The organism is Luteitalea sp., from assembly GCF_022842525.1.
Taxonomy (GTDB): domain Bacteria; phylum Acidobacteriota; class Vicinamibacteria; order Vicinamibacterales; family Vicinamibacteraceae; genus Luteitalea.
The window spans coordinates 1-11780 of record NZ_JALHPM010000188.1 but is presented as its reverse complement, the minus strand read 5'-3'; the positions used below and the strand labels follow the sequence as shown (position 1 = coordinate 11780).

At 70.7% G+C, this 11780-nt stretch carries 12 protein-coding genes; 3 read left to right on the top strand and 9 right to left on the bottom strand.

Features of this window, described 5'->3' with window-relative positions:
- The 4 genes from Q0C41_RS25565 to asd form a co-directional block, all read right to left on the bottom strand.
- Positions 1–474 (bottom strand): dihydrodipicolinate synthase family protein (locus Q0C41_RS25565; protein WP_291988775.1); only part of this gene is annotated, 474 nt, incomplete at its 3' end.
- A 105-nt stretch (positions 475–579) separates the two neighbouring features.
- Positions 580–1275, bottom strand: a complete 696-nt coding sequence (locus Q0C41_RS25560) for a dihydrodipicolinate reductase C-terminal domain-containing protein (RefSeq protein WP_291988772.1) — start codon at positions 1273–1275, stop codon at positions 580–582.
- Positions 1275–2660 (bottom strand): aspartate kinase, encoded by a 1386-nt coding sequence (locus Q0C41_RS25555; RefSeq protein ID WP_291988770.1) that lies wholly within the window; start codon positions 2658–2660, stop codon positions 1275–1277. The genes Q0C41_RS25560 and Q0C41_RS25555 overlap by 1 nt, the downstream gene beginning before the upstream one ends.
- Before the next feature lie 10 nt (positions 2661–2670).
- On the bottom strand, positions 2671–3717 hold the full coding sequence (gene asd / locus Q0C41_RS25550; protein ID WP_291988768.1) for an aspartate-semialdehyde dehydrogenase: 1047 nt from the start codon (positions 3715–3717) through the stop codon (positions 2671–2673).
- 254 nt (positions 3718–3971) lie between these two features.
- On the opposite strand from asd, the gene Q0C41_RS25545 reads away from it, so the two are divergent.
- Complete coding sequence (locus Q0C41_RS25545; protein WP_291988766.1) at positions 3972–4457, top strand: SRPBCC domain-containing protein; 486 nt, start codon at positions 3972–3974, stop codon at positions 4455–4457.
- Between the two features lie 77 nt (positions 4458–4534).
- Here Q0C41_RS25545 and pyk read toward each other — a convergent pair whose 3' ends face one another.
- Entirely contained in the window at positions 4535–5953 is a 1419-nt protein-coding gene (gene pyk / locus Q0C41_RS25540; RefSeq protein WP_291988764.1) for a pyruvate kinase, read from the bottom strand.
- 52 nt (positions 5954–6005) lie between these two features.
- Between pyk and Q0C41_RS25535 the strand changes: the two genes are divergently transcribed.
- Positions 6006–7343, top strand: a complete 1338-nt coding sequence (locus Q0C41_RS25535; protein ID WP_291988762.1) for an amidase — start codon at positions 6006–6008, stop codon at positions 7341–7343.
- Between the two features lie 15 nt (positions 7344–7358).
- Positions 7359–8393 carry a hypothetical protein gene (locus Q0C41_RS25530; RefSeq protein ID WP_291988760.1) on the top strand — a complete coding sequence of 345 codons (1035 nt, stop codon included), beginning with the start codon at positions 7359–7361 and terminating at the stop codon, positions 8391–8393.
- Between the two features lie 37 nt (positions 8394–8430).
- On the opposite strand, the gene Q0C41_RS25525 is transcribed toward Q0C41_RS25530, so the two are convergent.
- The 4 genes from Q0C41_RS25525 to Q0C41_RS25510 all read right to left on the bottom strand — a co-directional run.
- The gene (locus Q0C41_RS25525; RefSeq protein ID WP_291988758.1) at positions 8431–8634 is read right to left on the bottom strand and encodes a hypothetical protein; all 204 of its coding nucleotides are present in this window, start codon (positions 8632–8634) and stop codon (positions 8431–8433) included.
- 99 nt (positions 8635–8733) lie between these two features.
- Entirely contained in the window at positions 8734–10101 is a 1368-nt protein-coding gene (locus Q0C41_RS25520; RefSeq protein WP_291988756.1) for a pitrilysin family protein, read from the bottom strand.
- Complete coding sequence (locus tag Q0C41_RS25515) at positions 10098–11402, bottom strand: pitrilysin family protein (protein ID WP_291988754.1); 1305 nt, start codon at positions 11400–11402, stop codon at positions 10098–10100. The genes Q0C41_RS25520 and Q0C41_RS25515 overlap by 4 nt, the downstream gene beginning before the upstream one ends.
- Positions 11403–11780 (bottom strand): DUF3347 domain-containing protein (locus tag Q0C41_RS25510; protein WP_291988752.1); only part of this gene is annotated, 378 nt, incomplete at its 5' end.

The window sequence follows — 11780 nt, the reverse complement described above, 5'->3', positions numbered from 1 at the left end:
CTGCGCCAGCCGCTCGGTGGTCGCCGGCTCGATGTTGCTGCCGGTGCGACCGGGCACGTTGTACAGCATGATCGGCAGGTTGGTGTTGGCGGCAATCGACGCGTAGTGCTGGAAGATGCCCTCCTGCGTCGGCTTGCTGTAGTACGGCGACACCGAGAGGATGCCGGTGGCGCCGGCATCGGCCGCCGCGTGGGCCCCCTCGATCACCTCCGCCGTGTTGTAGCCACCGGCACCCGCGAGCACGGGCACCACGCCCTTGACCTCGTCCACGACCAGCTCGATGACCAGCCGCTTCTCGGCCGGCGAGAGCGTCGGCGCCTCGCCCGTGGTGCCGACCGGCACGAGGAAATGCATGCCGGCCTCGACCTGCCGGCGGGCCAGGCGACGCACCGCCGCCTCGTCGACGCGGCCGTTCGCGGTGAAGGGCGTGACGAGGGCGGTGCCACAGCCGGTGAAGGGGCGTCGTGAGGTCATGGGGTCAAGGATACCGGGAGTCGGGAATCGGGAGTCGGGAACCGGGAACCGGGAACCGGGCAATTGGGGGTAGGGCCCGCTCTCCGAGCGGGCCGTCACCGTGCTTCAGGGCGACGGCACCATCCCCAGCACGTCGCGCATCGAGTACCACCCCGTGCGCCCGTGCACCCACCGCGCCGCGCGCAGGGCGCCGTGGGCGAAGGTCGCACGATCGCGGACGGTGTGGGTCAGGGTGACCGTCTCGGCCGGGCCATCGAATCCGGCGCTGTGGGTGCCGGGGATGTGCCCGGCGCGGGTCGACGACACATCGACGTGCCGGGTCAGCCCCGCCTCGCGCATCGCCTCGAGCAACAGCAGGGCCGTGCCCGACGGCGCATCGCGCTTCTTCGAGTGGTGAGCCTCATGCAGGAAGGTCTCGTAGTCGTCGAGCCCCTCGACGGCCGCGCTCACCACCCGCACAGCCGCCTCCAGCAGGTACGCCCCCACCGAGAAGTTCGAGGCGACGACGGCGCCGGCCCCGTGGCGGGCGATGAGCGCCCTCGCCTCGGGCTCGAACGCCGCCCACCCGGTGCTGCCGAGAACCAGCGTCGGTGCGATCGTGCACAGACGATCGAGGCTCGCCTGCAGCGCGTCTCCCGTCGCGAAGTCGATGACGACGTCGGCGCCGGCCTGGGCCGCCGCGTCCCACTCCTCGGCCGTGCTGCGGCTCGAGATCACCCCGACGACCTCCACGCCGTGGTCGGCGGCGTGCAGCCCGACCAGGCGGCCCATGCGGCCATGCCCGAACAGCACCGCACGCATCAGGCGCCGACTCCGGCCGGTTCGGCCTCGAGACAGAAGCGCTCGTGGACGCGCGCCATCGCCGCCTGCAGGTGCGCCTGCGGCAACACCACCGTGAGGTTCCGGCGGGCGCCGGCCTGCGAGACCATGCGCAGCGGGAATTCGTCGAGGGCGCCGAGCACGCGGGCGGCGAGCCCGGGCTCGAGCCGCAGGCGCTCGCCCACCGCGCACAGCAGCGCCATCTCGGTCTCGACACCGACCTCGGCGAACGCCGACAGATCGCGCACGATGTCGTCGATGGCCCGCCGATCCTCGATGGTGATCGAGACGCTGACCTCCGACGTCGTGATGACGTCCACGGAGGTCCGGTAGCGCTCGAACACCTCGAACACGCGACGCATGAACCCGTAGGCCGCCAGCATCATCGTCGAGCGGATGTCGATGACGGTGATGTCGCGCTTGCAGGCGAGGCCCGTCAGCGGCGCCTCGGGAAGCGGCGGCGCGGCGGTGATCGTCGTGCCGGGCACCTCGGGGCGATGCGAGTTGAGAATCTTGACCGGGATGCCGTCGGCCACCGCCGGGGCGATGGTGCTCGGGTGCAGGACCTTGGCCCCGAAGTAGGCCAGTTCGGACGCCTCGGCGAACGACAGCGACGGCAGCGGGCGGGCGCCGTGCACCACGCGCGGGTCGGCCGTGAGCATGCCGTCGACGTCGGTCCAGATCTGGATCTCCGCGGCGCGCAGGCCAGCACCGAACAACGAGGCCGAGTAGTCGGATCCGCCGCGCCCGAGCGTGGTCGTGACGCCACTCGCGGTGGCGCCGATGAAGCCGCCGAGTACGACCACCGTGCCGGCCGTGACCAGCGGACGGACCCGTTCGTGCAGCCGCGCTGCCGTCGACGCCAGGTCGGGCTGCGCCAGCCCGTGATCGGCACTCGTGACGAGCACCTCACGCGCATCCACGCAGCGCGCCGGGGTGCCGAGTGCCGTCAGGGCGGCCGCGACGAGGTGTGAACTCGCCAGTTCCCCCATCGCGACGACCGCGTCGCGTGACCGCGGCGACACCTCGCGCAGGACGGCCATCGCGTGCAGCAGGGCGGCCGTCTCGCGCCACTGTCGCTCGAGCAGGTCGATGACCTCGTCGCGCTCCACACTGGGACCGAGCAGGGCCTCGGCCGCGACGCGATGCCGATCGCGCATCACGGTGACCTTCTGCGAGGCCAGGTCCGCATCGCCGCGCTCGACCGCCGCCACGGCGTCGAGCAGTTGATCCGTGATCCCCGACATGGCGGAGACCACCACCACGGGCACGCCGCTGATGCCCTGCTCGCGCGTGACGATGCGCGCGAGGCGCCGGATGGCGTCAGGGTCCTTGACCGAGGTGCCGCCGAATTTCATCACGACCATGGCCATCACCTCAGAGCAGGCCTTGCGCCTGCATCAGCTCGGCGTTCAGCAGCGCGGCGCCGGCCGCGCCACGGACGGTGTTGTGCCCGAGCGCGACGAACTTGTGCTGCAGCACCGGGCAGGGACGCAGACGGCCGAGGAACACCGCCATGCCGTTGTCGCGCTCGACGTCGAGTCGTGGCTGGGGACGATTCTCGGCCTCGAGATAGACGAGCGGACGGGCCGGCGCGAACGGCAGGCCGAGGTCCTGGGGCAGGCCGCGGAAGGCGTCGAACGCGGCGCGGATGTCGGCCGCGTCGACCGTGCGGTCGAAGTCCACCGAGATCATCTCCGAGTGGCCGTCGATGACCGGCACGCGGGTGGTGTGCGCGCTGACGATCACCGGGTGGGGCTCGACGTGATCGGCGGCGAGACGACCGAGGATCTTCTGCGGCTCGATCTCGAGCTTCTCCTCTTCGCCGCCGATGAACGGCACGATGTTGCCCAGGATGTCGAGCGAGGGCACGCCGGGGTACCCCGCGCCGGAGACGGCCTGCAGCGTCACGACGTTGCACTTCGTCAGCCCGAAGGCCCGCAACGGCGCCAGCGCCATGGCAAGGAACATCGTCGAGCAGTTCGAGTTGGTGACGATGCCGCCTTTCCAGCCGTAGGCGGCGTGCTGCTGCTGGAGCAGTTGCAGGTGATCCGGGTTGATCTCGGGGATGAGCAGCGGCACCAGCGGATCCATCCGGTGGTTGCGCGCGTTGCTCACCACCAGGTGTCCGGCTTCGGCGAAGGCCCGCTCGAGGTCGCCGGCGACATTGGCGTCGAGGGCGGAGAACACCAGCTTCGGGCCGACCCCGGGCACGGGGGTCTGCACGACGCGCGCCGCTGCGGCCTCGGGCATCGGCGTCGACAACTTCCAGTTCGCCGCGTCCGCATACGTGCGGCCCGCGGAACGCTCGCTGCCCGCGAGCCAGGTGGCATCGAACCAGGGGTGGTTGGCGAGCAACCGCACGAACTGCTGGCCCACCGTGCCGGTGGCGCCGAGCACGCCCACTTCTACTCGAGACGACATCGAATCCTCGTTTCGTCCGCCCTGCACGACAAAACCCGCCTGCGCGGGTCGCGCGGCGGGTTTCTTGTGGTGCACGTACGCTGGTGAAGAGTGAGCTGTTGTGCTCAGGACGCGTACACGAACCACCCGCGCGCGGAGTCGAGCTCCCGCTTTCGAGTGGTCACGGTAATGATGATGGTGCTGCGCGTCACGGCCAACAGAGTAGACCCCCGCCGAGGTGTCTGGCAAGAGTGGGCGCGTGTCATACTCCGCACATGTGGCGCAGCGCGCCCTCGGATCCCGCCTCCTTCGACTGCGTCGTGGAGATCTCGGCCCCGCCCGAGACGGTCTTCGAGGCCTTCTTCACCCGTGACGTGCTGCAGGCCTGGTGGGAGGCCGCGACGTCCATCACCACGCCGCGTCCCCTCGGCGTCTACGCGGTGGAATGGCCGAGGTCGACCATGGAGGACCCGCTGCTGGGCCCCCTGGGCGGCGCGTTCTACGGCCTGGTCATCGACGTCCGGCCTGGCCGCGAGTTCTTCCTGGCCGACGCGTACTGGATGCCCCCCGAGGGCGACCCGATCGGCCCGATGGCCCTGCAGGTCACCTGTGACCCCACGCCCACCGGCACGCGCCTGCGCTTCCAGCAGAGCGGTTGCGACGACAGCCCCCGGTGGCGGCGGTTCTACCGCGTCCTCGGTGCCCAATGGGTCGAGGCTCTCGGCCGCCTGAAGACGCAGCTGGAGTCCGCGTCGACCTGAAGGTCGACGCCTACGCCTTCACGTTCGATACACGTAGCCGTCGACCTTCAGGTCGACGGTCGGCGTCAGGGCGTCGATCAGCCGACGCGGCGGATGCGCAGGAAGTTGGCGTCGATGCGCGTCAGGTCGGCGTTGACGCTGACGAAGACGATCGGCTCGCCCGCGCGCAGCACGCCCTGCTCCACGAGGTGACGCTCGACCTCGATGCCGTTGTGGTTGTCGATCAGCGCCGTGTCGATGGCGATGGGCTCGATGCCGCGATGCAGCATCAGGCGGCGCGCCACCCGCTCGTCCGACGTCACGGCGTAGATCGGCATCGACGGGCGCAGCGCCGACAGCACGCGCGCCGTCTTGCCCTCGCGGGTCACGGCGACGATGGCCTCGGCGTTGCCCGCATGGGCGAGCGTCACCGCCGCCTCGCACAGCGCGCGATTGTGCGGCACGCCCAGCACGCCGGCATTGAAGGTGGCCCGCGGCCGCGGGTTCAGACTCTCGGCGTCACGGATGACGGCATCGAGCAGCTTGACCGCCGCCACCGGATACTGCCCGCTCGCGGTCTCGCCGGACAGCATCACGGCATCGACCGAGTCGTCGGCGGCGTTGGCGGCGTCGCTGACCTCGGCACGGGTCGGCCGCGGGTTGGTGCGCATCGACTCCAGCACCTGGGTGGCGACGATCACCGGGATGCCGGCGCGCTGCGCCAGCTGGGTGATCACCTTCTGGGCGCGGGGCACGCTGTGCAGCGGCACCTCGTTGCCGAGATCACCGCGCGCCACCATCACGCCGTCGCAGGCACCGAGCAGCGACTCGAGGTTGACCACCGCCTGCGGACGCTCGATCTTGGCGATGAGGCTCGTCGACTCGGCGCCAGCCGCACGCAGCGCGGCGCGCGTCCGATGCAGGTCGTCGACCGTCTGCACGAAGCTGAGCGCCACCATGTCGACGCCGATCGAGGCCCCGAACTGGAGGTCGACGATGTCCTTGTCGGTGAGAGCCGAGGCCGGCAGCTCGACGTCGGGCGCGTTGATGCCCTTGTGCTGGGCCAGTGTCCCGCCGACCAGCACGGTCGTCTCGATGGTCGTCCCATCGGTGCCCTCGACGCGCAGTTCCAGGGCACCGTCATCCAGCAGCAGGCGCATGCCGGGGCCGACGGACTTCGCCAGGCCGGCAAACGTCGTGTAGACGTGCCCCTCGACCCCTTCTTCGTCGCCCGTCGTGATGCGCAGACGGGAGCCGGCCGGCAGCGGGATGGGCACGCCGCCGACCAGGCGGCCGGTGCGAATCTTGGGCCCGCTCAAGTCCTGCAGGATCGCCACCTGGCGGCACGCGGCGGCGGCCGCGTCGCGCACCAGCCGCAGCGATTCGGCGTGTTGCTCGTGGCTGCCGTGCGAGAAATTCAGGCGGAAGATGTCGACCCCGGCAGCGATCAGGGCAGGAACGCCCTCGGGCGTGGCGCTCGACGGACCGAGCGTGGCGATGATGCGGGTCTGGCGCATAGGGCGAAGGGGACCTCAAGGGGAGTCTACCTTCATGCGATGCTGTCCACACATGCCGCTTCGTGACACCGCCCGTGACCTGCGCGCCGGCACCGTGCGCGCCCGTGACCTGGTCGAGGAGGCGATCGCCTGCATCGACCGCTGGCAGCCGGCCACCAACGCCTTCATCGAGGTCGACGTCGCCGAGGCCCGCTACATGGCCGATGTCGCCGACAACGAACGGCGCCGGGGCATCGACCGGGGCCTGCTGCACGGCGTGCCGGTGTCGCTCAAGGACCTGCTCGACCAACAGGGCCATGTCACCACCGCCGGATCACGGTCGATGACGACCGTGGCCGCCGCCGACGCGCCGGCCGTCGCCCACCTGCGGGCCCACGGCGCGGTGTTCCTCGGCCGCACCAACATGCACGAGTTCGCGATGGGCACGACCAGCGAGGACTCCGGCTTCGGCCCGGTCCGCCATCACCGCGATCCCGGACATTCGGCGGGTGGGTCCAGCGGCGGGTCGGCGGTGGCCGTGGCCACGGGCATGAGCCATGTGTCGATTGGCTCCGACACGGGCGGCTCGGTGCGCATCCCCTCGGCCGCCTGCGGCCTGGTCGGACTCAAGCCGGCCTGGGGCGAGGTGTCACTGACCGGCGTCGTGCCGCTCAGCCCCACCGTGGACTGCGTCGGGCCGCTCGCGCGAGGCGTGGAAGACGCCTGGTATACGCTGCAGGCCCTGCGCAGCGACAGCGCCCTGCCGCCCTGCCCTGCCGCGCGTCCGGTGCGTGGGCTGCGCATCGGCGTGCTGCGTGACTTCGGCTGGCGGGCCGTGATGCCCGAGATTGGCTCGGGCGTCGCCGACCAACTCGACGCCCTCGCGGCTGCTGGGGCCACCCTGCAGGACATGCCGCTGGTCACCGCCCCGCTCGTCATCCCGGCGTACGGCACCCTCGTGATCCGCGAGGCCCTCGACTTTCACGCGCCTCGCCTGTCGGCGCACGCCGATCGCTACACGCCGGCCGTCCGCGGACGCCTGCAGACCGCCGCGCGCCCCTCCGACGACGACTACGCCCGCGCGCACGAGGCCCGCGTGTCGATCGAGGCCGATGTCGCCGGGTTGCTCACAGCGGTCGACGTCCTGGCGCTGCCCGGGCTCGCCATCACGCCGCCGCCGCTCGGGCAGACCCATGTGATGTGGCCGCACGGCGAGGAACTCACGCGGATGGCCATGCTCCGCCTCACCCAGCCCTTCAACCTCTCGCGGCATCCGGCCATCGTCCTGCCCGTCGGCACGACTGCCGAGGGCTGGTCGATCAGCCTGCAGCTGGTGGGGCGCGACACGCCCTCGCTGGTGGCGGTGGCGCTGGGCATCGAAGCGGCGCTGGGGGGCGCGACGTTCGGGTGATGCTAGTCTGGTCGGATGTTCCGCTGGGCCTTCCATCGCTGGGAGGAAGCCATTCACAACCGCAGCACCGACCGGCTGGTCCGGGAGTTCGACTGGGGCCTCGAGTGGCTCCACGACCTGCCGCACACGCCGGATGCGCCTGACACCGACCACCCGGTCGCGTCGCCAGCGGCCACCCTGCAGGCCTACGCGGCCTGGGCCGTCGATCACAGCGACCAGTTCTTCGCAAGCACCGACGCCCCCGGCTACGACCTCGATCGGCACGGACACCTGCGGTTCCCGAGCGAGATCGTCACGCCGCACGCCGAGAACAACATCGTGCATGCGCGGCTCTATCGCGCCCGGGAAGACCGCGGCCGCGCCGTGGTCGTGCTCCCCCAGTGGAACTCGGATGCCGACGGCCATGTGGGCCTCTGCAAGCTCTTCAACCGGGTCGGCCTGACGGCGCTGCGGCTCAGCAAGCCCTACCACGACTGGCGCAAGCCTCCCGAGCTGCTGCGCGCCGACTACATCGTGAGCAGCAACGTCGGGCGGACGCTGCAGGTGTGCCGGCAGGCGGTGCTCGACGCGCGCCGGGCCGTAGGATTCCTGCACGCCCAGGGGTACTCGTCGATCGGCATCTGCGGCACGAGCCTCGGGTCGTGCCTCTCGATGCTGACGGCCGCCCACGAGCCGCGGATCAAGGCGGCGGCGCTGAACCACATCTCGCCCTACTTCGCCGATGTCGTGTGGGAAGGGCTCTCGACGCGTCACGTGCGCCAGGGCCTGGACGGGCACGTGGACGTGGACACGCTGCGGCGCATCTGGGCGCCGATCAGCCCGCAGCCGTACCTCGACCGCGTCCGTCACCTGCGAACCCTGCTCGTGTACGCGCAGTACGACCTGACGTTCCCCCTGCGGCTGTCGAAGTCGTTCGTGCAGGAGTTTCGTGATCGCGGCATCCCGCACCAGCTCGCCGTGCTGCCGTGCGGCCACTACAGCACCGGCAAGGCGCCCTTCAAGTTCCTCGACGGCTACTGGCTGACGAAGTTCCTGGCCCGCGCGTTGTAGGGAGGGCCGTCGTGACCGTCGACCTGAAGGTCGACGGCTACAGGTAGTCGAGCAGGCCGCGCACCGCGTTCGCCAGCACGCCGGCCAGGGCCGTCATCAGCGGAGACACGTCGCCCCGGGCCACGGCGTCGGCCACCGTCACCGGTTCGGTGAGCAGCAGCCACAGCGTGGCGACAGCGAGCGTCGTCGCAATGGCGAGCACGACGCCCGCGAGGCTGAGCGTGGTCCTCGCGAGACTCATCGGGGCAATCCTTCCACGACGAGGGGTGAGACGAAGCCCGGCCGGGCCGGGTTCATTCCGTATCCGTCATGGTACCGCCATCCGCGGGCGGGGCGGGGGTCAGACGCCAGCCAGCACGTCGTCCGCCAGTCGATGCTCGGGGGCGCCGAGGCCGACCGCCCCGAGGCCCTTCAGCGACGAGGCGGGCTCACCGACGATGACGGCCTGCATCGCGTCGCCCGTCAGCCAGCGTTGCGCCAGCGCGGTGACGTCGTCGGCCGTCACGGCCGAGACGCGCTCCGAGAAGCGGTCGAAGGTGTCGGCCGGCAGCTCGTACAACGCCAGCTGGGCCGCGGCGCGCGAGACCTGTTCGACGGTTTCGAAGCCGCGCGCATAGCCGCGCGTCAGGGCATCCCGCGCGCTCGACAGTTCCTCGTCCGTGACCGGACGGCTGCTGCCGAGGGCATCGAGTTCCACCAGGACGTCGTGCAGCGATTCGGCCGTGGCATCGGACTGGATGCTGGCCTGGACCGAGAACGGCCCCGCCTGACGCAGGAACTGGAACGAGGATCGCGCGCCGTAGGTGACGCCCTTCTCCTCGCGCAGCTTCATGTTGATGCGGCTGACGAACGCACCGCCGAGCAGCATGTTGGTGACGACGGCGGTGTGGTACTCGGGCGTGCGCCGTGGCAGCGCCACGCGCCCGAGCCGCAACTCCGACTGCGCGGCGCCCTCGCGGGGCACGAACAGCAGCCGGCTGCCCTCCGTGGACGACGGGATCGACGGATCGGCATGGGCGACACGCGTCTCGTCCGAGAGATGCCGGCGCACGAGGCGCACGGCCTCGCCGTGCGAGATGTCGCCGACGATGACCAGGGTGGCCGGCGTGGTCGCGAGACGCTGATGGAAGCCGCGCACCTCGTCCACCGTGAAGCGCTGCAGCGACGCCTCCGTGCCGATGCCGGCGCGCCCGTAGGGATGGACACCGTACAGGCGCCGCATGAACAGCAGGTCGGCCAGGGCGGACGCCGAGTGACGCAGCTGGCGCAGGCGGTTCAACCGCAGGCCCTGCACCCGCGCCATGTCGGAGGCATCGAGTCGCGGACGCTCCGCCATGTCCATGAACAGCTCGATGGCGCGCTCGCGGTGGGCCGAGAGCGCCAACATCGACAGGACGGTGGCGTCGTGGCCGATGTCGGTGTCGAGTTGCCCGCCGATGCCGGCCAGCGCTTCGTGCAACTCCGTCATCGTCAGCGACGCGGTGCCCTCGTCGAGCAGATCGGCCGTGAGGGCCGCCAGGCCAGGCGCGGCATCGGTGTCGGCCGACGTCCCCGCGTGCCACAGCCACAGCAACGACACGAGCGGCAGTTCGTTGCGCTCGACGGTCACCAGGCGCACGCCGGGCGCGAGCTGACTTTCGGCGAGATCGGGAAACCGGATGCCCGGAGGGGGGTCGGGGATGGGCAGCGTGCGGCGGTCGACGCTCATGCCACCACCGCCGGGGTCGCATCCGACAGGCCGAGGGCGAGTTGCCCGGTCGGCACCACGCCGAGCGCGACGAAGGGCTTGGACAACCACGTCGCGGCGGCCTGTTGCAGGGCGGCGGGCGTGGCGCGACCGTAACGCGCGAGATCGTCGGCCACGAAGCCGGGGTCGTCCCGATAGATGTTGTAGGCGTTCAGCTGGTCGGACTTTCCGGAGAAGCCGCCGATGGTCTGCAGGCGGTAGATGAAGTGCGCCTCGGCCTGCACCTGGCTGCGACGCAGTTCGTCCTCCCCCACCGGTGTCTGCCGGATCTCGGCAAGGCTGGCGTGGATGGCCTCGGCGAGACGATCGAGCGTGACGCCGGGCGCGGCGGTGGCCACGACCTGGAACATGCCGCAGAGCTCGCGCGACGACTGCACCGCGGTCACCTCGGTCGCGATCTGCTGCTCGACGACGAGGGCGCGGTAGAGGCGACTGGTCTTGCCGCCGCCGAGGACGTCTGCGAGCAGATCGAGTTCGGCGTCGCCGTGATCGAACAGCGCCGGCGAGTGCCAGGCCAGGTAGACGCGCGGGAGTTCGACGCGATCTTCGAGGCTCAGGCGCACGTGACCGGCGAGCGTCGGCACGCCGGACGGCACCGGCGGGATGTCCGGACCCGGGGCGATGTCGCCGAAGTACTGCTCGGCCAGGGCGAAGGCGCGATCCGCGGTGATGGCGCCGGCGAGCACCAGCGACGCGTTGCGGGGATGGTAGTAGGTCCGGAAGAAGCCGTGCACGTCGTCGAGGGACGCGTCGCGCAGGTCGTCCGGGTAGCCAATCGTCGGCCAGCTGTACGGATGGTCGTGGTCGTAGAGGGCGTCGGCCACGGCGATGCCCGCCAGGCCGTACGGGCGATTCTCGTAGTTCTGCCGACGCTCGTTCAGCACGACATCGCGCTGGTTGTCGAACTTGGCCTGCGTCAGCGCCGGCAGCAGGTGTCCCATCCGATCGGACTCGAGCCACAGGGCGAGATCGAGCGCCCCGGTGGGCACGACTTCCCAGTAGTTGGTGCGATCGGCACTCGTCGATCCGTTGAGCGAGGCACCGGCGCGCTGCAGCGGCGCGAAGAACCCCTGATCGTGGTGGGCCGATCCCTCGAACATCAGGTGCTCGAACAGGTGCGCGAACCCCGTGCGGCCGCGCCGCTCGTTCTTGGAGCCGACGTGATACCAGACGTTGACGGCCACGATCGGCAGATCGTGGTCCTCGTGGACGATCACGTCGAGGCCATTGGCCAGCGTGCGGCGCGTGAAGGGAATGTGCATCTAGAGCTTGCGGGTGCTGCTGCCGCAGGTGGACATGGCCTTGCCGTAGTAGGGATTGGCGATGGCGCCATCGGCCTGCACCCACGACTTGTTGACCATCGGACAGAACGCGATGATCTTGCCGGCGACCGGCTGCTTCGTCTTGTCGGCGTAGGCGATGAGCGCGGCGCTGAGATCGCCGAAGGCGGCGCGTGCGGCCTCCATCGTCGTCGCGCCGGCCGTCTTCGCGGCGGCACCAGCCAGGCTCGCCCCGTCGGCGCCGAGCGCGCCGGCACTCTTCTGCAGCTGCGCGGCAGCCGCGGCCACCGGGCCGAGGTCGTCGTTCACCAGGGCCGTCTGGATCGCCAGGTACGGCCCGACCACGTCCGCGACGAAGTC